Source organism: Paraburkholderia kururiensis JCM 10599 = LMG 19447 (assembly GCF_003986935.1).
In the GTDB taxonomy this organism is placed as follows: domain Bacteria; phylum Pseudomonadota; class Gammaproteobacteria; order Burkholderiales; family Burkholderiaceae; genus Paraburkholderia; species Paraburkholderia kururiensis.
Window position 1 is genome coordinate 1 of sequence record NZ_RJZE01000026.1, and the last position, 19,093, is coordinate 19,093.

The window sequence follows — 19,093 nt, forward strand, 5'->3', positions numbered from 1 at the left end:
GCGACACGCAGCGCTACCGGCTGGGCGTGAACCACCACCAGATTCCGGTGAATGCGCCGAAGTGTCCGTTCCACCACGCGTTCCACCGCGACGGCGCGATGCGCACCGACGGCAACCTGGGCGGCACCGTGAACTACGAACCGAACCGCTTCGGCGACTTCACGCAGGACCGCAACGCGGCAGAGCCGCCGCTTGCGGGCGGCACCGTGGACCACTACGACCATCGTGAAGACGGCGACTACTACAGCCAGCCGGGCGCGCTGTTCCGCCTGTTCGACGCGGCTCAGCGTGAGCGCCTGTTCGCGAACATCGCAGCGACCATCGACGGTGTACCGAAGGAAATCGTGGAGCGGCAGGTCGAGCATTTCCGCCGTGCCGATGCGGCGTATGCCGAGGGCGTGATTGCAGCAATGGCTGCGCGGGCGGAAGAAAGGAAGGTGTAAGAGACCTGAATAGCGGGGCTGAACGGCGCCTGCGCCGTTCGCCGCCTTATCGGTTCGCCGTGGGGTTTAGGCGATGTGCGCTGCGTTGGCTCGCAGGTTCCTGGTTCGTGGTCCTGGTCCGCAGTCCTGGTTCAATTCAGGTCGGCAAATTCAGGCCTGCAAGCCAGCCGTCCTCAGTGGCCCGGCGAGGCGAGAGCGAGCCGGTTCGTCACGTCGGCGACGCCGCTCACGCCTTGCGCGCGCTGCGTGGCCAGCGCGATCTGCCCTTCTTCCGGCACCGTACCGGTAAGCGTGACCTTGCCGCTGCGTGCGAGCACCGTGAGGTGGGCTGTGTCGACGCCGCCGCCCTTCACGATCGCCTTGCGCACGGCACTCGAGAGCTTGCGGTCCGCAGAGCGCATCGCCTTGCGCGCCCCCGCCGCGCTGGACGGGTGCGCGGCGTGGTTTTCCACGGGAGGCGCGTAACCCGTTTCGTCCGCGTGGGCAGCAATGCCTGCGGTGGCCACGGCAGTCGCGGCAAGCGTCATCCAGAACTTCTTCATTGCTTTTCTCCTCGAGTGAACAGTCGTTGAACGGCATGTCGAACGTTAGTTCACCGAGGCTTAAAAGTCCTTGGATGCGGCTTAATCGTTGTTCCGACGCCTGATTGCAGCGTGGGTTTTCAGGCTGCGGCCGCTTCCTGGGCGAGCCGCACGGCACCGCTACCCGTAGCCGCGTGTTCCTGAATGAGCCGGTACACCGTCTCGCCCGGCACGGTCTCCACTTCGAGCAGCCGGCCCGCAATCTCGCGCAGCACCGGTTCATTCGCTTGCAGCAGCGCGTGGCACGCGTCGTTCAATTCCGCGAGCAGCACGTTCGCGTGGCCAATCGCGCCTTTGAGTTGCAAGCCCGCCACCTGCTGTGGAAGCGCCGCGAGGCTGAACAGGTTGCCGTCCGCGTTGAAGCCGAACTTCGAGACCATGTCGAGCCCGATGCGCGAGGCCTCCTGCAGGTCCTGCGCCGCGCCGCTCGACGCTTCGCCGAACACCAGCAGTTCCGCGTTACGGCCACCCAGCAGCACCTGAATCTCGTTGCGCATCTCCGTTTCGCGGTACAGGTGCTTGTCCTGCGTCTTCGTGATGAGCGCCACGCCCAACGCGCCGCCGCGCGGCAGAATGGTCACCTCTTCCAGCACGCCGGTGCCGAGCAGCGCGGCCACAAGGCCATGCCCGGCCTCATGCACGGCAATGCGCATGCGTTCCTCTTCGGAAAGCGCCCGCTCCGTGCCGTTCACGTCGCCAATGCGCGCAATCTTGATGGCCTCGATGAAGTGCGCCGACATCACTTCGTGGTCGCCGGCCTTGCGTGCGAGCAGCCCGGCCTGGTTCACGATCATCGAAAGCGTAGCCGGCGACAAACCTGTGGTGAGCCGCGCGAGCTGATAGAAGTCGATGCGGTCGATCTTCGTTTTCAGCTTCGTCGCGTAAAACCGCAGAATCTGCGCGCGGTCTTCGAGGTCAGGCAATCGCACGTTGACCGTGCGATCGAAACGCCCTGGCCGGCGCAGGGCTTCGTCGAGATTGTCCGGATGGTTCGTCGCGGCCACCACGATCACGCCTTCGTTGGACTCGAAGCCGTCCATCTCCGCGAGCAGTTGATTGATGATGCGGTTGCTCTCCGCTTCCACCGACCCACCGCCCGCATCGGTGCGCTTGCCGAGGCCGTCGGCTTCGTCGATGAAGATCACCGTGGGTGCGTTCTTGCGCGCGAGTTCAAAGAGGTGCCGAACCTTCTGGATGCCCACGCCGTAGTACTTCGCACTGAAATAGCTGCCCGTGATGGAGATGAAGTTCGCGCCGCACTCGCCAGCCAGCGCCTGCGCAAGACGCGTCTTGCCGACGCCCGGGCCACCCGTCATCAGCACGCCGCACGGGGCGCGCACGCCCATGCTCGTGAACTGCGCGGGCGCCGCGAGATAAGCCTGCACGTCGGCGAGCGCTGCCTTGGCTTCGCCTGCGCCAATCACGTCGCCAAAGCGCAGCGCGGGCGAACGTTCGAGCAGTTGCGCGCCGCCGCGCATTTCGCGCCGCATGAACCACGCGAGCCCGCCGATCATGACGAGCGGCAGAAAGAGGCTCAGCATGTCGCGCGTGCGGTCCACGACGCTGGTCCAGCGCGCGGCGCCGGTGCGAACGTCCGCGTCCGGCAGCCACACCAGTTGATACGGCGCGCGCGTTGCGTCCTTCAGTTCACCCAGCAGCAGCGCGTTCGAAAACGCGCCGTTATGGTCCGCCACGAAATACTGCCCGCCCGCCGTGGTGGAAACCAGAATCGCATTGCGGCCCACGCCGATTGCCGCCACGTGCTGTTCGCGAATGTCGCTCAGCATGGCGGAGGCGTCTTTCTCGCGGCGCGTCCATGCCGATGCGTCGCTGCGCATCTGGCTTGCAATGCCTGTCAGCGCGGCCTGCGTGGCTGCGCCCTGCTGCTCGTGCCGCCAATACGCAAACGTCGCGGTGGCGACGATCGCCGTTGCGGCGACGGCGAGCATGACGTGCCGGCCAATACGTGACCACAGCGAATTCCGTGCGGGTTTCATCAATCGATTCCAGATAGGGGCCGCATGTCGAACATGAGCGTGGAACCCGGGGAGAAGAGATGTGCGAAGGTGTGGCCGGCGCGCGCAGGCGTTTTATTCGCCTGGTTCATGCCCGGTACGGCAGGCCGTTCATGCAGGGGATGCGTGAACCGCCGCGCAGATCGAATCCCGGCCCGCGTGCAGGCCGCCTGGGTCTCAGCAAAGGAACATCGCGATTACGACCCTCATTAATCGCAGTGCACCATGGGCATTATGCCTGCTATCGCAGGGCTTCATAAGGCCCGAAAAAGCGAATTTTTCCCCGCTATTTCCCCGCCATTTCCGTATTCGGCATTTATTACGGACTACTGGCGCATGCTTGCCGCGCCCCACCGAGGCACAGCGCTTGCTCAACCACTGGACCGTCCGTGCACCGGCCGCGGAAGAGGAAACCATAAGGAGGTCACTCATGCTCTACTACGCTCTGGTCTTTTTCATCATCGCGATTATTGCCGCCGCATTCGGCTTCGGCGGAATTGCAGCGGGCGCGGCAAGTATTGCCAAACTGCTGTTCTTCATTTTCCTCGTCATCTTCATCGTGACGTTGATCATGGGCCTCGTCAGGCGTTAGGCACGGCTCACGTTTGACTTCCCTTGCGCGCCCCCGGCAGCGCGCGGCCCACGCCGCGACCTGCCGGGGGCGTGGTTTTTTTTCGTCCGGCTCTCTCCTGCCCGCGCATTCCCTGCGCATCGCACATCGCGACGCATTCACAAGCGCGGGCCTCGTACGTTCATACGCATTGCCGACCGGCTTCGTGCGGTGGCGCGTATCGAACCGCTGTTCAAAGGAGAGACAACATGATCGTGGCTACATGGAACATGCAGGGCGGCGTCAACACGCCGTACATCAATCAGGTCGTGCAGCAAACCGGCGCGAACGTGCTGTGTCTGCAGGAATGCGGCAACCTTGCGGAACATCTGCAAGGACGTGCGCCCATCCTCAACGGCATGGGCGCGATCATCGGCTACACGGGCAACTTCCGTGTGGGGTATGGCTTCATGCAGTGCGTCTACTGGGAGAACGTGTGGGCGCAGGGCGGGCTTGCCGTACTGAGCAACATCGGCATCAACAACTACGGCATCCTGCCACCCGCCGCCGTGCATGGCTACGTACCCACGAACCCGCGCGCCATGCCGTGGATTACCGTGCGCGACCCGTGGAACGGCAACGTCATCTCCGTCTACTCGATTCATAGCCCGCCCGTGGATGGCCTCCACACCACGCTTCAGCAAACCTGCGCCTGGAACAACACGCAGCTCGCACAGATCAACGCGATTGGCGGCACATGGGCCTGCGTCGGCGACTTCAACGCGGACCCGACTGTGCCGGGATTCGTGGCCCCGCCGGTGGGCAACATCGTGCGCGGCAATCGGGCGACGCAGCAAAGCGGCGGCATTCTGGATTACGCAGTCACCAACGCTATCGGCTTTGCGTATCAACAGCAGACCCAACTGGCGGGCGCGTCGGACCACTACCCGCAGGTGTTCACGTACTGAGGCACGCGAATCAGCGGTACGTCCATGCGCGATGAACGAGGAAGGTGGCCGGCGGCACGACGCAGGCCACCGCCGTGATGCCCGACCACGGCGCACCGCCTGCGAGTTGAACACTGCCCGAGACGAGCGCCGTCATCCCGAGTCCCAGCGCCGAGACCACGGCGAAGCGCCACGCGTTGCGCACGTGAACCGGCGCGGAGAAACTCCAGAGCGTATTCATCAGATAAGAGACGCCTGTCGCGCAGAGGAACGCAAGCACGTTCGCGAGCATGGGGGACGCCTCTGTCTTCACGATCAGCATCATGGCCACTATCGCGTGAACTGCGGTGGCCATGACGCCGGAGACCCCGAAACGCAGCAGCTTCACGATGTCGCGCGCAGTCCACGCCACGATTTCAGGCTGTTTCATCGGCGGTCAGTACGGCAAGCAGCGAGACGCCGAATGGCAACGTATGTCGCGTCAGCCAGCGGCTCTCCGCGTGCATGGCTTGATAAAGCAGCGCGTTCACGGGTGGCACCGGAACGGCGTCACCTGTCGATCGTTCGCGGCGCAATAGCCGGTCGGCCCAGCGCGCGGCCACCGCAAGCGGAAACAGCAGCGTGTTGAAGTAGGTCACGTGCTGCGTCTTGCACCCTGCAGCACGTGCGCAGTCTGCGAGTGCTCTGCGGCTGTAGCGCCGGCAGTGATGCAGAAACACGTCGTGGGGACTCCAGAGCCATTGATACGCGGGCACCGTCACCACCATCGCGCCGCCAGGCGCGAGCAGCTTGCGCATCTGCGCAAGCGATCCCACGTCATCGGGAATGTGTTCGAGGCAATCGAAGAAGCAGATCAGATCGAACTGCTGGCCATTGAACGGCACGTCGTCCGGGCAGCGGCCGGCGCGAATGTCGAAGCGGCCACCGGTCTTGCGGTCCGTGAGCCGGCGTGCCGTCTCGTCCATCTCCAGGCCGCTCACATGCCCGAACTGTTCGAGCAGCGCGAGATTGCCGCCCGTGCCCGACCCCACTTCGAGCACGCGCGCCTGTTCCGGCAAGGCAAGGCGTTCCAGCACGGCGAGCAGCACGTCGCGGCGCCCTTTGAACCACCAGTGTTCGGCTTCCGTCTCGGCCATCTCGAGGTAGGCTTCGGGTGACATGTCGGTCTCCTCTATTTTTAATGGCCCGCCGCGCGCGTCCGCACACCCGCGCGGCGGCGAGCGAAGTCGGGGCGCAGGGCTTGAGCGGTGCGCAAATCGCTGCGTCCGGCGCGGTTCACGCGTCCAACAGGCAGCGGCGTGACCTTGCTGTGGGTCTGATAACGGCGGCGAATCAGATACACGGGACGTTCTTTCGACTCGTAATAGATGCGCCCGATGTACTCGCCCACCACGCCGATTCCGATGAGTTCGATGCCGCCCATGAAAAGCAACACCGAGATCACGGACGCGTAGCCCGGCACAGGATTGCCGAACAGCAACGTGCGACCGATGATGAAACCGCCGTACACGAACGCGAGCAGCGCGATGACGAGACCCACGTAGGTCCATGTGCGCAGCGGCACCGTGCTGAAACTCGTGATGCCTTCGAGCGCGAAATTCCAGAGCCGCCAGCCCGAGAATTTCGAATGCCCCGCCGAGCGCGCCTCGCGCTCGTACTCCACCACCACGGTGCGATAGCCCACCCACGCGAAGAGCCCTTTCATGAAGCGCCGACGTTCGGGCAGACTGCGCAGCGCGTTGACCACCTGGCGGTCCATGAGCCGGTAGTCGCCCACGTTCTCGGGCAGCTTCACTTCTGACAACAGGTTGTGCACGCGGTAATAGAGCCCGGCTGCGGTGCGCTTCGCAAATGAATCGCAGGCGCGATTGCTGCGCTTCGCCACCACCACCTCGGCACCCTCGCGCCAGTGCGCGATCATCACGGGAATCAGGCCCGGCGGATCTTGCAGGTCGGCATCGATCGGAATCACCGCGTCGCCGTTTGCCTCGTCGAGGCCCGCCGTAAGCGCCGCTTCCTTGCCGAAGTTGCGTGTGAGATCGATCACGCGCACGCGCGCATCGCGTGCACTCGCCGCGACGAGTTGATCCAGTGTGCTGTCGTGGCTACCGTCGTTGATGCAGACAATCTCGAAGCGGATACCTTCTATGTCTTCGAGTACCGGCATAACGCCAGAAAAGAACTTTTCGACCGCTTCGCCCTCGTTGTAGAACGGAACCACCAGTGAAACGAGCGGTGTGTGGTTATGGTTCGACATGATGCTGCTCCCCGTATTGCTTGTATTGCGTGTGGTGTCGCCGCGCTTTGGGCACGGCGACGTTGTTCTTTCCAGGCGCTTCGTTGTGCGTACTTCGTCGTTTGTTCTTGCGCTTTAGGGTTCACGCACCCGGCAAGGTTCGATCGTTATGGTTCGTCCTGTTCAATGCTTCACGGCCAGCGTCGGCCGCGCAGATCGGCTTCGTCCGCGATGGGCAGGCATGGCGACTCGCGTCGCTCATGGCTCATCCGCACCATCACGAGCCCGAGCGCGACGAGTGTGGCAAGCGCCATGAACTGCAACGGCACACGGCTCACCACGAGCAGCCCCGCGAGCGGCATCAACCAGAGCGCGGCGAGACATTCGCGCTCGCCCGCTCGCCATCCGCGCGCCAGCGCATGCCTCGCAAGCCACGCGGCGAATACCGCGTACCAGGTGAGGTCGTAGTCGTACAGGTAGGGGCTCACGAGCAGACTGGCGCCGATCAATGCGGCGGCTCGCAATGCATAGGCGGCCTCGCGCGTCCATGCAAGAACGACGATGCCTGCAGCCAGCAACGCAGCGGCTCCCTGCAGGGCAAAGGCGAGCGCAACCGGTGCGTGCGACAGTTTCGCCATGGCGAAAAACGTCGGCATGCGGGCTAACGGCGCCGGCCCGTTCTCCACGTAGCGGGCCATCATGCCGACGTTGGCTACGAACGACACCAGTGCGTCCGCACCGAAAGCGATCGCGCTCAGCGCGAGCAGCGTGGCCACGGTGACAAGCAATGCGGCAAGCGCACGCCACGCACGGCCGCATAGAAGCGCCAGCGGAAACAACACCGCCAGATGTGGCTTGATAAACAGCAGCCCGAAGCAAATGCCGGCCGCAACCGGGTGCCGACGCAGCAACATCAATCCTGTTGCTGCAAGCGCCGCGGTCAGCAGGCTGCTCTGGCCCATTGCGGCGGCAAGCAGCGCAGCGGGGAAAGCGGCCGCAAGAAAGACAGCGTCGCCACGTGGCACGATCGCCTTGATGGCCGCGACGAAGCACAGCCAGGTGCCGCCGCTCCAGATCATGGCCGCCAGTGGATACGGCAAGAGCGCTACCGGTTGCATGAGCAGCAGCGCAAAAGGCGGGTACAACCAGGGCAACTGGCCACCGGTCTCGCGCAGCGAAGGCACGATGCTCTGCTCGATAGCGGCAAGCCGATCCAGTTGCCATGCCTCGCCGCCGTGCCCGTGCAACGCAAGCCACGATGCGCTCCACGTAGGCAGAAAATCCAGCGCCAGAGGACTGAGACCAGGATGGCGCAGCACATACAGGCGGTACAGATAAATGCCCGCGAAGAGCAACTGGCAGGCAAGCACCGCAGCCGCGTAGATACGCACGCGCCGCCGGCCCAGCCAATGCGGGCGTCGCCTCGGGCCCGCTACGGGCAACTCGGCCAATGGCCGGTTCCACGCAGGCGACAGCGCATGACGGGCGAGCGGTCTCATGGCATTACCTCCCACGCGACTCGAACCGCGCACGCCGCATCGTCATCAGCAGCACGAGCAGGAGTACGACGGGACCAATCTGCGGAAACTTGAGCAACCGGTTGGCGCTCTCGTAGACGGGCAGCAGCCAGCAGAGTGCAAGCACGGTTTGCTCGCCACGCAGCCAGCCTTTTTCGAAACCGCAAGCCGCGAGGCAGAAAACCGCGATGCCCAGCCACGCCAATTCGTAGTGCCACACGTAGGGCGTAACCAGCAGCGTGGATACCGCGAGCGCGGCTGCGCGCAGACGCATATCGCGGCTCGTCATCCAGACACGCAAGGTGGCGATGGCTGCCACAAGTGCCACAAAGATCTGGACACCGTAGGAAGCGAATAGCGAAAGCCCTGCGAGACGCATCGTCGCGAAGGCCGAAGGCGACACAGTCCAGTACGACACACTATGTTGAAGCACCAGCTCGCGCACGATAGCGGTGCCGGCCGCGAACGCAGGTACCGACGCCGTGCCGCACGCAACGAGGCTCGCCGCCACCAGCACGAGCGCGCTCACAGCCGCACTCGCGAATACGCGCCAGTCACGCACGGCAATAAGTACGAGCGGAAACAGCACGGCCATTTGCGGCTTGATGGCCAGCAGACCGATGCATACGCCGGCCCGTACCGGGCTGCGCGCCATCACGCCCATCGCGTAGGCCGCAAGCGCCGCAGTAACGAGCGAGTTCTGTCCCAGCATGGCCGCGACGAGCACGCCCGGAAACGCAAGCACGATCAACGCGGCAAACCCGGGCCGCCCCAGATGCACCTTGAACGACGAAACTTTCAGCATCGCGGCGACAAACGCGGCGCAGCCCAGCACGGTGAACAGCAGGAGCGACGCCGCATAGGGCAACAGCGCCACGGGCGTCACCAGCATGAGCAACGTGGGTGGATAGAGCCACGGAAGAAAGCCGTGGTTCATGTAACCGCCGAGCAGCGCGGTCTGCGCCTGCGCAAACGACGGATAGTGATAGACCGAGGCCGGCGTGCCGTGCAGCATCAGCCAGGACGCGGTCCAGAAGACGGAGTAGTCGATGCCGGGACGCGGCGCGTCCTCCTGCGTGAAGCCGCCGCTGATGTACGCCCATACCAGAAGCCAGATGACGGCGAGCGCGAGGGTTGCGCCCCCGTACAACACCACGCGCTCGCGGTTCAACCACCCGCTCCCGTCGTAACGGCTTCCGCCGTTTCGCGCTCCCCGATTCGCGACGTACATGATTCCCCGCATTCTTCGTTTGACGGCCGGTTGGTCACACCGGCATTTCGCATTTCACGTCCGCGACGCAGACATCCCTTGCGTTCTGTTTTTGCTTTTCGTGCTACCTGTGTGTCACTTTTGTGTTGCTGTGTGCGCTGCCGAACATAAAGGCATAGCGCCGCGTTTTGCTCCGTGATAGTGCGTGTTTTTGCGTGGCTTCACGTGGCACTGTGTGCCCTCGCATTTCACTACGGATTACTACGCAACCTCACGTCTCCATCTTTCGTGCATGACGCGCGGTACTCCATTGTTAGAAAAAAAATGAGCGACTTGCAAGCCTGCGGGGTTTACACGATCGGGTTTCCTCTGACCTGAAAAGGCTAGAAATTGAGGGGTTTTGTGGCGTTGAGGACCATCAATCTGGCTAGCGTTGCAACCTTGAAACAATTCCGTTCGCTTCGCGCTTTGCAAAACCGGATAGCTATCTCCGCGCTACGTCGCCGCTGCCTCAGGGAAAGTCCCTGGCATATTTTTTGTGCCTTGCCAGGCAAGGCTTTCCGGCCGATTCGGGATGCCGCACGCAGCGCACCATTTTTCAAAATCGTTACCTTTTGTAACGCCCCGCCCACCTCGATTTTTCGCCGCATGCCTGAACAGCCCCGTCATTCCTGGTTTTTGGGAAATCTGGCCCACTGTTTGCAATAGGTTGGTCGCGCAAGTCGACGACGTGACGAACCGCGATTCACCAGTTCAACAGAGATACAACACAGAATCGCAAAGGCGTCGCCCTCGGGGACATTCGCTCATGCGGAGCCTGCCACCATGAAGGCAATCTCCCGCGTGAAGCGATGGTGGGTAGTCGTAGTCTTGCAGCAAGGCGCCGGTGCCGGCCGGACGCCACATACGATTGCAAGTCGGGGGATGAAGAAAATGAACAAGCATGTCACTACAAGGCTTTCCAGCCGCCACCGCAGCGAGACCGCCCATCGGCGCCCCGCTGCTTCCTTTCCTTCCTTGAGCGAACTGCCTCGCCGCTTCTGCGCGAGCGCCCCTGGGCGTCGCGTGCGGCTGGTGGTTTCGCACCCGCTTGCCAGTCAAACAGTGACGGTCGCCCAGACTGCCCGCAAAGGCATGTGCATGCGTGCACCTATGCCCTTGCGGACCGTCTGAGCTCCGCATGACCGGCGTCGTTTCTTCCGCTGTACCGCTGTAACGCGCAGTAAACCTGTAGTGCCAGTCGTTTCAACCCGCAAACCATTGAGCTCAATGGTGTTTATTTAGTTATCCAAAAGGAGAAAGTCATGTCGAAGATCATCAACCTCGTCAAGCAAATCGTTCGCGACGAAGAAGGCGTTACCGCCATCGAGTACGGCCTGATCGCTGCGCTGATCGCCGTCGTGATCATGGGCGCCGTTTCCACGGTCGGTACCGACCTGAAGAACGTGTTCACCTCGATCGGCACCGATCTGACGGCAGCAACCTGAGGACGTGCATGTCGATGGGCGATTCGCGGGTTTCCCTGGCTCGTTTTCTCGCGAATCGTCCTCGACATCACATGGCCATCGCCGCTTGTCGCCATACGTGGATGTGAATCCGTAGACCAGGAGAGAACCGTCATGGAACGCTCGATCAACAGGACGCGTGCCGCGTCACGCACCGCAAGCCAGATGCGTTCGCGCCTCGCAACGCTTGTGAGCCGCGGCCTCGCAGCGCGCCTCGCATCCGCCGACGAAGGCGTGACCTCCATCGAATACGCATTGATCGGCGCGCTGATCGCCATCGTGATCATTGGTGCGGTCACGACGATCGGCACCGATCTGCAGTCGGTCTTCAACACCGTCGCTTCGGATCTCTGAGCGACACGTACCACGAAAGCACGACGAACGCGCCACGGAGAACGCCATGTACCTGCCCTTGCCGCCTCTGCCCGCCCAGCCGATTCCGCTGTGTGTGGCGCTGCTCGTGATCGTTGCGGCGAGCACGGACATCACGGCGCGACGCATTCCGAACATCGTCGTGGCAACGGGCCTCGCGGTGGCGCTCCTCGTTCAGTGCGCAATTCATGGTGCAGCAGCGGGTGCGCTGCTCTGGCTCACGGGGGCCGCAACCGGCTTCGCGCTGCTGCTGCCCTTCTATCTGTTGCGCGGCATGGCCGCAGGCGACGTCAAGCTGATGATGACCGTCGGCGCCTGGGTTGGCCCCGCACTCGCATTCCATATCGCGCTCGCGGCGTTCATTGCGGGCGGCATCGGGTCGGTTGCACTCGTCGTGTATCGCGGTCGGGCACGGCAGCTGGCCAGCAATCTGCGCGCCATTGCGCGCAACACATCGCAGGCAGTGCAAGACGGCGCCACAGGCCCGCGGCAACTGCCCGGCTCGGTGGGCACGATGCCCTACGGCGTCGCCATCGCAGCGGGAACACTGGGGATGCTGTTCGCGACGGTCGCATAGCGATGCACGCGCAACACAACGGCAAGACTGACTCAACCAGGCAAGAACAGAACAAGCAAGCGGGGTAACGCGATGGATACGGACCACATCGGATACGAAACGAGAGGCGGCGCGGCCTCGATGCGTGACGCTGCGCGAGACAGCACGCCCGCTGCCGACAGTCGCGCGAACGGCCACACAGATCACACGGCAGCCGATGCAGCGCGTACTCTGCGCGCGCCGCGCACGCTCGCGGACACGGGCCTGCCCGCCACCTTCGTCGCGGCCCTCGTGCTGAAGTCGACACACGTGCACGGCAAGTCGTGCTTCGCCGATCTCTCCGAACGGCACCGCCTGCCCATCAGCGTGCTCGACGACGTGCTGGCCCACCTGGTGCGCGAACGCCTTGCCGAAATCAGCCATCGCGGCGCAAGCGACGTAGACGTGCACCTGCGCCTCACGGACGCGGGCCGCGCCGCCGCGCACGACGAACTCGCCCGGTGCGCCTACTTCGGCCCCGCGCCGGTCACGCTGGAAAGCTATATCGATAGCATCGCGAACCATTCGGTTCGCTCGCTGCGAATCGTGCGCAACGACGTGCAGGCCGCGTTCCACAACATCGCGATCGACCCCACGGTGCTCGATGCCGCCGCCGCTTCGCTGAACGCGGGCCGTCCGCTGCTGTTGTACGGCCCCGCGGGCAGCGGCAAGACGTTCCTTGCCGAGCGGCTCGGCCGCCTGTTGCGCGGCGATGTGCCGGTGCCGTACGCCATCTACGCGGGCGGCGAAATCGTGCAGCTGTATGACCCGCTCGTGCATGAAGACGCTGCAGGCGAAGCACCCGCGCAGCCCGGCGACCGCCGCTGGCGCCTGTGCCGCCGGCCCGTGGTGATCTCGGGCGGCGAACTCACGCTCGACATGCTCGACCTGCGCCGCGACGCTTCCACCGGTTTCTACCAGGCGCCGCCGCACATGAAAGCCAACATGGGCATCTACATCGTGGACGACCTGGGCCGCCAGCGCATCGAGCCGCGCGATCTGCTCAACCGCTGGCTCATGCCGCTCGACCGCAGCTTCGATCTGTTCACGTTGCAGAACGGTTCGCGTTTTTCCGTGCCTTTCGATGTGTGGCCCGTGTTCTCGAGCAACCTGGAGCCGGCCGAACTCGAAGACGAAGCGTTTCTTCGCCGGCTGGGTTCGAAGATCTACGTGGGCCCGCTCGCCATCGACGACTACCGCGCGGTGTTCAAGTCCTGTTGCGCCGCGCTCGGCGTCGAGGCTCCGGAAGACGCTTTCGCCTACCTGGTGCATCGCCTGCACATTCCGTCCGGCAAGCCGTTCCTTGCGTGCTACCCGAACGATCTGCTGCGCCTCGTCGCCGCCGCCGCGTACTACCGCGGCGAACCGAAAGTCGCCACACAGGCCGCGCTGCGCGACGCGTGGTGCAGTTATTTCGGAGTTCTTCCTGACCACGACGGCATCCATCCGAGCGACGAAGAACGTGCCGCCCGCAAGCTGGCGTCGGGTTGATCCGCACCTAACCATGATCTGTCGAGGAGTCTTGCCATGAAAAACAGCCGTGCCCTTGCGATGCTTGCCGTCGCAATTCTGGCGGGTCTCGCCGCCGTCCTGTTCGCGTCGCGCTGGCTCGTGCAGAGCTCGTCCAGCGCCGTGACGCCCGTGGCCGTGGCCACAGCCGAGGTCAATCTGGGCGAGCCGCTCGGCCCGAGCCAGATTCGCGTCGTGAACTGGCCTAGCGCCAGCGTGCCGCCGGGGGCTTTCACGGATGCGAAGTCGCTCGAAGGGCGCGTGGTACGCACGAGCCTCGAACGCGGCGAGCCGGTGCTCGAATCGAAGCTCGCGCCCATCGGCACGAAGGGCGGCCTCTCCGCCGTGATCGGTGCAGGACGGCGCGCCATCACGGTCCGCGTGAACGACGTGGTGGGCGTGGCGGGCTTTGCGCTGCCGGGCAACTACGTGGACGTGATCGTGAACACGCAGGAACCCGGCAAGCCCGATTCGCCGCAGAGCATCTCGAAGATCGTGCTCGAAAAGATTCTCGTGCTCGCCGTCGCTCAGCAGGTGAGCCGCGACGACACGCAGCCGAAGGTGGTCAACGCGGTGACGCTGGAAGTGACGCCGGATCAGGCCGAGAAGCTCGATCTCGCACGCAGCGTGGGCACGCTCTCGCTCGTGCTGCGCAATCAGGTGGACCGCCAGACGCTGGACACGAAGGGCGCCACGAAGATCACGCTGCTCGGCGCAGCACCGGCCGCGCCGGCTTCGGCACCGGTCGCAGCGCCCGTGCATCCGGCCCGCGTGCGCTACGTCGCTCACGCGCCGGTGAAGCGCGATTGCGTGGGCGTGCTGTCGGGCGTTGCCGGCAGCGTGGAATGTTTCTAGTACGAAGCAATGGCGACGTAAGACATGGACGCGCACGACCACGCGCCGCCGTCGAACGAAGCAGCAAACGAACTCAATGAAGTCGAATCCTGGTGCAAGTCACCGGGCACACGGGGGATCACGTCAATGGACACCACACAGGTATTTGAATCGGGGCGCCGCACGCACGCTTGCGTGATTCGCGGTACGGCGCTCGCCGCGGCACTCTTTGCCGCACTGCTCACCGCACAGGCCGGCGTGGCACAGGAAGCCGCTCTGCCTTCGAAGATGGCGGCCGCCCCGCTTCCCGCGACACGCGGCGCCGTACCGATGCTGGTCAGCATGGCCGCCATGCCGGCGGGCGCTGCAGCCGCCGCAGAAGCCGCCGCGCCGCTGCGCGGCCCGAACTGCACGGGCACCCTGCACGACGAGTCCAACGTGGTGGTGCCGGTCGGCAAGTCCACGCTCGTGCCGCTCGCCGAACCCACGCGCAACCGCACGCTCGGCAATCCTAGCGTCGTGCAGGCCACGCTGGTTTCGCCGCGGACGTTGTACGTGGTCGGCATGTCGGTTGGGACCACGAACATGATCGTGCAGGGCAAAAGCGGTGCGTGCCAGATGATCAACGTGGTGGTCAATATCGACCCCTCGGGTTTGCAGCAGTCGCTCGCACAGCTGATGCCCGAAGAGCCCAACATTCGTGTGGCGACGGCTGCGGGCAACCTCGTGCTCGCCGGGCGTGTGTCGAGCGCGGCGGCGGCCCAGCAGGCCATGCACATCGCGCAGGCCTTCGCGGGCGCCCAGCCCACGCAGCAGTCGCAATCGGCCACGTCCAGTTCGGGTAACGGCGCGTTCACGGCGAGCCAGCAGATGGCGAGCACGAGCAAGCCGTCCGAAGTCATCAACATGATGACCATCGACTCGCCGCAACAGGTGATGCTCGAAGTCAAGGTGGCCGAAGTATCGAAGACGCTCATGAACCAGATGGGCTCTGCGCTCAACATTCAGGGCGGCTTCGGTTCATGGACCGGCGCGGTAGTGAGCGACCTGCTCGCGGGCGTTTCCAGCGCTTTCGTTGCGAACAAGGCAAACAACCGGCCGTTTCGCGTAGCGATCGATGCGCAGAACACGGACCAACCCGTGAAGATTCTCGCCGAGCCGAATCTCGTCACCATCAGCGGTCAGGAAGCCACCTTCCTTGCCGGCGGCAAGATCTTCATTCCCGTACCGCAAAGCAGCAGCACGGGCGCCACCACCATCACGTTGCAGGCCGAGGAATTCGGCGTGGCCCTCAAATTCACGCCCACCGTGTTGTCGAGCGGCCGCATCAACCTGAAGGTCGCTCCTGAGGTATCCGAACTTTCGGCCACGGGCGTGACGCTTTCGGCCACCAATGTCTCGAACGTATCGATCCTGCCGCTCATCACCACGCGGCGTGCGTCCACCACGGTGCAGATGGGCGACGGCGAAACCTTCGCGATTGGCGGGCTTATCAAGGACAACGTGTCCGGCACGTTGAAGGCGCTGCCCGGCGTGGGCGAAGTGCCGGTGCTGGGCGCGCTGTTCCGCAGCACAGCGTTCCAGCAGGACCGCACGGAACTCGTGTTCATCATCACGCCGCACCTCGTGAAGCCGCTTCAGACAAGCAACGTGCCGCTACCCACGGACAGCTTCACCAAGCCCAACGAGGCCGACGTCTACGCTACCGGCGTGATGGAAGGCCGCGGCGGCGCCCGCAAGCTGCACGGCATGCCGACCTCGCCGAACACGCCGCCGCAGCCGCAACCCGGCAACGCAGGCGATACGGCACCTGGCCCGGTCTCGCGCAGCGACTCAGCGGCAAGCACGCAGGCGACTGTCCAAACAAACCCGCAAACAAGCCCGCAAGCAAAGCCGCAGGCAGGCACGGCAGCCAGCGCACAGGCAACCAGCCAGCCGGCCGCGCCGGAGCCAGGCCCGGCGGCCACTGCGCCGGCCGCAACAACGGCCCCCGCTGCACCGTCCGATGCCAGCACCGAAGTCCAGGTCTCGCGCATCGAAAACGAAGCCGCACGCATCGCCACGCGCGAAGCCGGCACGCCGGGCCAGCCGGCCGACCACTGATGCATGCACTGTTCAAGGGGAACGTCATGAAACTCGCATTCTTCGCTCTCGCGTCTCGCACCACGGCGGCCGTGGCCGCTGGCACCACCCTCCTCGCGCTGGGCGGCTGCATGACCAGCACGCCGATCTGGGACGCGCATTTCGGCGAGGCCGTACGCGCCGTCACGCAGGCCCAGATCATCGACCCGCACGCAGCCGAGCACGCCCAGGCCTCGCACGACATGGACGGCCGGGCTGCCGTCTCCGCCGTGGACGTCTATCAAAAGAGCTTCGAGGCGCCCACGCCCTCGCCGAACGCATTCGTGATCGGCGTGGGTAGCGGTTCGGGCGGCGGCGCGGGCCAGTAACGTCAACGTGTGCGGGAGGCTGTCATGCGTCGGAGATCTTCAATGAGCGCGCGGCGTGCCGCGCATCGCAAGGAGCGCGGAGCGGTGGCCATCGTCGTCGCGCTGGCCATCGCCGTGCTGATCGGCTTTCTCGGCCTCGCGCTCGATCTCGGCAAGCTGTACGTGGTCCGCAGCGAGCTGCAGAACAGCGCCGACGCGTGCGCCCTCGCCGCCGCGCGCGACCTGACGGGAGCTATCAATCTGTCGGTGTCCGAAGCGGCCGGCATTACCGCCGGCCACCTCAACTTCGCGCTGTTCCAGCAGAACGCCGTGCAGCTTTCCACCGACAGCAACGTTACGTTCAGCGACTCGCTGAACAACGCGTTCATGCCGAAGAGTTCGGTGGCGGCGCCCGCCAACATCAAGTACGTGAAGTGCACCACGCAGCTCACGGGCATTGCGAACTGGTTCATCCAGACGCTCAACATGATGCCCGGCTCGACGGTGGCAAACGCGTCCTCGGTCTCTGCCATGGCAGTGGCAACCGTGGGCGCAGCGCAAACCACCTGCGCCATTCCGGTGTTCATCTGCAAGCCGGGTACAGCCGGCCCGTCGAGTCCTTCGGCGTACACCATCGGGCAGTGGCTCACGGCCAAAACCGGCTCGCCGCCCACTTACGGTTCCGGCGACTTCGGCTGGGCCGCGCTGGACGGCAGCAACAGCGCGTCGTCGATCAAGAGCGAACTCACAGGCAACTACTGCTCGCTGCCCGCAACCGGCACGAGCCTCGGCTCGCCCGGCAACAAGGTGGCCGACTCGGCGGCATATAACACGCGCTTCGGCATCTACGCGAACCCGTATGCGCAGGCAGACGGCACGCCCGATTTCACGGGATACGCCTATACATCCACGAACTGGAACGCCACGACCGGAAACGCATATAGCGACTTTGTGAGCAAGCGGCAGACCTTCACCTCGTATCAGGGCGATTCCGCTGCGCAACTCAGCACGAAGGGATCGTATGCGCAGACCAGCTATTCCGCAGGTGCCGACCGCCGCCTCGCGCTCGCGCCGGAAGTGGACTGCACGCAGTTTCTCTCGGGCCACAGCGCCGCCGTCACCTCCTGGGACTGCGTACTGATGCTCGACCCCATGCAGTCGGGCGGCGGCGCGGGCCCGGTGCATCTCGAATATCGCGGCTCGTCGTCTGCCGCCGGCAGCCCGTGCGCCACCCACGGCGTGCCGGGCAACGGCAACTCCGTGGGCCCGCTGGTTCCGGTGTTACTCCAGTAGAGGCAACCATGAACCGCTCCGCTCTTCGTCTTTCCAGCCGGCGCTGCATGCGCGGCGTCGCCACGGTGGAATTCGCGCTCGTGCTGATTCCGCTGCTCATCATCGTGACGGGCATTGCCGAATTCGGCCGCGCCATCTATCAGTACGAGGCGCTCACGAAGGCGACGCGCGACGCGGCACGCTACCTGTCCACCTATCTGCCCACGGACCCGGCCTACCCGGTTGCGCAGGCCCAGTGCCTCGTGGTGTACGGCAGCACCACCTGCGGCACGCAGGGCACGGAACTCGCGCCCGGGCTCACCACGTCGATGGTGGTGATCTGCGACAGCGCTCACACCGCGAGTTGCAGCGATGCGTCGGACCCCGCGCAGTTCGCGAACGTGCCGACTTACGACACCAACAACGGCACGGCAAACCCGTCGTATCTGTCGGGCAGCATCAGCCTCGTGGAAGTGAAGATCAAGGGCTACCCGTACCAGCCCACGCCGGCGTTCTTCACGCTGCCGCCCATCACGTTCAGCAACATCGTCACGATCATGAGGCAGGTGTCATGAAAACGCGCGCCCCTTACGTCACGCCTTCCGCCATGCGCTGCGCGAAACAGCGCGGGGCTACGAGCGTCGAGTTCGCGTTGATCTGCGCGATTCTCTTCACGCTGCTTATCGGCATCTGCGAGTTCGGGCGCGTGCTGTTCTACTGGAACACCGCGAGTGAGGCCGTGCGGCTCGGCGCGCGCACGGCCGTGGTCTGCGATGCGGGCGCGACCGTCGTGAAGACGCGCATTCAGTCGCTGCTGCCGCTGCTCGCCAGCTCCAAGGTCAACGTTGCCTATGCGCCGTCCGGCTGCGACTCCGACCCGTCCAGCGCGCGCAACAGCTGCACGATGGTCACCGTGAGCGTGACCAACCTCAGCGTGCAAACCATGATTCCGTTCGTTCCGTTGACGCTCTCCATGCCGCCGCTCACCACGACGCTGCCGCGCGAGAGTCTTGCGAGTTCAACGGGCGGCACCGTCTGTCAATAAATGCCTTCAACGCTACCAACGCCACCGGCGAGG

The 19,093-nt window shown here is 64.5% G+C and carries 20 protein-coding genes; 13 read left to right on the top strand and 7 right to left on the bottom strand.

From position 1 onward, the window contains the following. Window positions 1–443: catalase-related domain-containing protein (locus PKKP23_RS26615; protein ID WP_126879095.1), on the top strand; the 443-nt coding region annotated here is incomplete at its 5' end. A 173-nt stretch (window positions 444–616) separates the two neighbouring features. Here the strand turns inward: PKKP23_RS26615 and PKKP23_RS26620 are convergent. Together PKKP23_RS26620 and PKKP23_RS26625 are read right to left on the bottom strand one after the other, a co-directional pair. Further along, the gene (locus PKKP23_RS26620; protein WP_126879096.1) at window positions 617–985 is read right to left on the bottom strand and encodes a BON domain-containing protein; all 369 of its coding nucleotides are present in this window, start codon (window positions 983–985) and stop codon (window positions 617–619) included. A gap of 119 nt (window positions 986–1,104) precedes the next feature. Next, a complete protein-coding gene (locus PKKP23_RS26625; RefSeq protein ID WP_126879097.1) occupies window positions 1,105–3,021 on the bottom strand; it encodes an AAA family ATPase in 1,917 nt (638 codons plus the stop codon). Window positions 3,022–3,469: 448 nt separating this feature from the next. Between PKKP23_RS26625 and PKKP23_RS26630 the strand changes: the two genes are divergently transcribed. Continuing rightward, on the top strand, window positions 3,470–3,631 hold the full coding sequence (locus PKKP23_RS26630) for a DUF1328 family protein (protein WP_017775244.1): 162 nt from the start codon (window positions 3,470–3,472) through the stop codon (window positions 3,629–3,631). Window positions 3,632–3,858: 227 nt separating this feature from the next. Next, a complete protein-coding gene (locus tag PKKP23_RS26635; protein WP_126879098.1) occupies window positions 3,859–4,557 on the top strand; it encodes an endonuclease/exonuclease/phosphatase family protein in 699 nt (232 codons plus the stop codon). Window positions 4,558–4,567: 10 nt separating this feature from the next. Here the strand turns inward: PKKP23_RS26635 and PKKP23_RS26640 are convergent, their stop codons facing one another. The 5 genes from PKKP23_RS26640 to PKKP23_RS26660 form a co-directional block, all read right to left on the bottom strand. Beyond that, window positions 4,568–4,966 (bottom strand): GtrA family protein, encoded by a 399-nt coding sequence (locus tag PKKP23_RS26640; RefSeq protein ID WP_126879099.1) that lies wholly within the window; start codon window positions 4,964–4,966, stop codon window positions 4,568–4,570. Beyond that, on the bottom strand, window positions 4,953–5,696 hold the full coding sequence (locus PKKP23_RS26645) for a class I SAM-dependent methyltransferase (protein WP_126879100.1): 744 nt from the start codon (window positions 5,694–5,696) through the stop codon (window positions 4,953–4,955). Before PKKP23_RS26645 ends, PKKP23_RS26640 begins: the two co-directional genes overlap by 14 nt. Window positions 5,697–5,713: 17 nt before the next feature. Next, complete coding sequence (locus PKKP23_RS26650) at window positions 5,714–6,793, bottom strand: glycosyltransferase (protein ID WP_017775240.1); 1,080 nt, start codon at window positions 6,791–6,793, stop codon at window positions 5,714–5,716. 170 nt (window positions 6,794–6,963) lie between these two features. Further along, window positions 6,964–8,271 (bottom strand): glycosyltransferase family 87 protein, encoded by a 1,308-nt coding sequence (locus PKKP23_RS26655; RefSeq protein WP_240659152.1) that lies wholly within the window; start codon window positions 8,269–8,271, stop codon window positions 6,964–6,966. Between the two features lie 4 nt (window positions 8,272–8,275). Beyond that, window positions 8,276–9,520: a glycosyltransferase family 87 protein gene (locus PKKP23_RS26660; protein WP_161978148.1), complete on the bottom strand. Its 1,245-nt coding sequence runs from the start codon at window positions 9,518–9,520 to the stop codon at window positions 8,276–8,278. 1,283 nt (window positions 9,521–10,803) lie between these two features. On the opposite strand from PKKP23_RS26660, the gene PKKP23_RS26665 reads away from it, so the two are divergent. The 10 genes from PKKP23_RS26665 (at window position 10,804) to PKKP23_RS26710 (ending at window position 19,060) form a co-directional block, all read left to right on the top strand. Beyond that, window positions 10,804–10,986, top strand: a complete 183-nt coding sequence (locus PKKP23_RS26665) for a Flp family type IVb pilin (RefSeq protein WP_017775237.1) — start codon at window positions 10,804–10,806, stop codon at window positions 10,984–10,986. 183 nt (window positions 10,987–11,169) lie between these two features. Then, window positions 11,170–11,358 carry a Flp family type IVb pilin gene (locus PKKP23_RS26670; RefSeq protein ID WP_081601858.1) on the top strand — a complete coding sequence of 63 codons (189 nt, stop codon included), beginning with the start codon at window positions 11,170–11,172 and terminating at the stop codon, window positions 11,356–11,358. A gap of 46 nt (window positions 11,359–11,404) precedes the next feature. Beyond that, window positions 11,405–11,953 (top strand): A24 family peptidase, encoded by a 549-nt coding sequence (locus PKKP23_RS26675; RefSeq protein WP_017775235.1) that lies wholly within the window; start codon window positions 11,405–11,407, stop codon window positions 11,951–11,953. 72 nt (window positions 11,954–12,025) lie between these two features. Then, window positions 12,026–13,462 carry an ATP-binding protein gene (locus PKKP23_RS26680; RefSeq protein ID WP_126879102.1) on the top strand — a complete coding sequence of 479 codons (1,437 nt, stop codon included), beginning with the start codon at window positions 12,026–12,028 and terminating at the stop codon, window positions 13,460–13,462. A 36-nt stretch (window positions 13,463–13,498) separates the two neighbouring features. Continuing rightward, on the top strand, window positions 13,499–14,335 hold the full coding sequence (gene cpaB / locus PKKP23_RS26685; RefSeq protein ID WP_126879103.1) for a Flp pilus assembly protein CpaB: 837 nt from the start codon (window positions 13,499–13,501) through the stop codon (window positions 14,333–14,335). Between the two features lie 126 nt (window positions 14,336–14,461). Further along, window positions 14,462–16,417 (top strand): type II and III secretion system protein family protein, encoded by a 1,956-nt coding sequence (locus PKKP23_RS26690; protein WP_240659153.1) that lies wholly within the window; start codon window positions 14,462–14,464, stop codon window positions 16,415–16,417. Window positions 16,418–16,443: 26 nt separating this feature from the next. Further along, window positions 16,444–16,764 carry a hypothetical protein gene (locus PKKP23_RS26695; RefSeq protein ID WP_240659154.1) on the top strand — a complete coding sequence of 107 codons (321 nt, stop codon included), beginning with the start codon at window positions 16,444–16,446 and terminating at the stop codon, window positions 16,762–16,764. Window positions 16,765–16,788: 24 nt separating this feature from the next. Next, window positions 16,789–18,036, top strand: coding sequence for a pilus assembly protein TadG-related protein (locus PKKP23_RS26700; RefSeq protein WP_420873253.1), 1,248 nt, complete (start codon window positions 16,789–16,791; stop codon window positions 18,034–18,036). Between the two features lie 47 nt (window positions 18,037–18,083). Continuing rightward, window positions 18,084–18,590: a TadE/TadG family type IV pilus assembly protein gene (locus PKKP23_RS26705; RefSeq protein ID WP_126879179.1), complete on the top strand. Its 507-nt coding sequence runs from the start codon at window positions 18,084–18,086 to the stop codon at window positions 18,588–18,590. Continuing rightward, entirely contained in the window at window positions 18,587–19,060 is a 474-nt protein-coding gene (locus PKKP23_RS26710; protein WP_017775228.1) for a TadE/TadG family type IV pilus assembly protein, read from the top strand. The genes PKKP23_RS26705 and PKKP23_RS26710 overlap by 4 nt, the downstream gene beginning before the upstream one ends. Window positions 19,061–19,093: the final 33 nt, after the last annotated feature.

What these genes read in the sequence shown, in the direction of transcription:
- PKKP23_RS26620 (WP_126879096.1), bottom strand. Translation starts at nt 985, where the DNA reads ATGAAGAAGTTCTGGATGACGCTTGCCGCGACTGCCGTGGCCACCGCA.
- PKKP23_RS26625 (WP_126879097.1), bottom strand. Translation starts at nt 3,021, where the DNA reads ATGAAACCCGCACGGAATTCGCTGTGGTCACGTATTGGCCGGCACGTC.
- PKKP23_RS26630 (WP_017775244.1), top strand. Translation starts at nt 3,470, where the DNA reads ATGCTCTACTACGCTCTGGTCTTTTTCATCATCGCGATTATTGCCGCC.
- PKKP23_RS26635 (WP_126879098.1), top strand. Translation starts at nt 3,859, where the DNA reads ATGATCGTGGCTACATGGAACATGCAGGGCGGCGTCAACACGCCGTAC.
- PKKP23_RS26640 (WP_126879099.1), bottom strand. Translation starts at nt 4,966, where the DNA reads ATGAAACAGCCTGAAATCGTGGCGTGGACTGCGCGCGACATCGTGAAG.
- PKKP23_RS26645 (WP_126879100.1), bottom strand. Translation starts at nt 5,696, where the DNA reads ATGTCACCCGAAGCCTACCTCGAGATGGCCGAGACGGAAGCCGAACAC.
- PKKP23_RS26650 (WP_017775240.1), bottom strand. Translation starts at nt 6,793, where the DNA reads ATGTCGAACCATAACCACACACCGCTCGTTTCACTGGTGGTTCCGTTC.
- PKKP23_RS26655 (WP_240659152.1), bottom strand. Translation starts at nt 8,271, where the DNA reads ATGAGACCGCTCGCCCGTCATGCGCTGTCGCCTGCGTGGAACCGGCCA.
- PKKP23_RS26660 (WP_161978148.1), bottom strand. Translation starts at nt 9,520, where the DNA reads ATGTACGTCGCGAATCGGGGAGCGCGAAACGGCGGAAGCCGTTACGAC.
- PKKP23_RS26665 (WP_017775237.1), top strand. Translation starts at nt 10,804, where the DNA reads ATGTCGAAGATCATCAACCTCGTCAAGCAAATCGTTCGCGACGAAGAA.
- PKKP23_RS26670 (WP_081601858.1), top strand. Translation starts at nt 11,170, where the DNA reads ATGCGTTCGCGCCTCGCAACGCTTGTGAGCCGCGGCCTCGCAGCGCGC.
- PKKP23_RS26675 (WP_017775235.1), top strand. Translation starts at nt 11,405, where the DNA reads ATGTACCTGCCCTTGCCGCCTCTGCCCGCCCAGCCGATTCCGCTGTGT.
- PKKP23_RS26680 (WP_126879102.1), top strand. Translation starts at nt 12,026, where the DNA reads ATGGATACGGACCACATCGGATACGAAACGAGAGGCGGCGCGGCCTCG.
- cpaB (WP_126879103.1), top strand. Translation starts at nt 13,499, where the DNA reads ATGAAAAACAGCCGTGCCCTTGCGATGCTTGCCGTCGCAATTCTGGCG.
- PKKP23_RS26690 (WP_240659153.1), top strand. Translation starts at nt 14,462, where the DNA reads ATGGACACCACACAGGTATTTGAATCGGGGCGCCGCACGCACGCTTGC.
- PKKP23_RS26695 (WP_240659154.1), top strand. Translation starts at nt 16,444, where the DNA reads ATGAAACTCGCATTCTTCGCTCTCGCGTCTCGCACCACGGCGGCCGTG.
- PKKP23_RS26700 (WP_420873253.1), top strand. Translation starts at nt 16,789, where the DNA reads ATGCGTCGGAGATCTTCAATGAGCGCGCGGCGTGCCGCGCATCGCAAG.
- PKKP23_RS26705 (WP_126879179.1), top strand. Translation starts at nt 18,084, where the DNA reads ATGCGCGGCGTCGCCACGGTGGAATTCGCGCTCGTGCTGATTCCGCTG.
- PKKP23_RS26710 (WP_017775228.1), top strand. Translation starts at nt 18,587, where the DNA reads ATGAAAACGCGCGCCCCTTACGTCACGCCTTCCGCCATGCGCTGCGCG.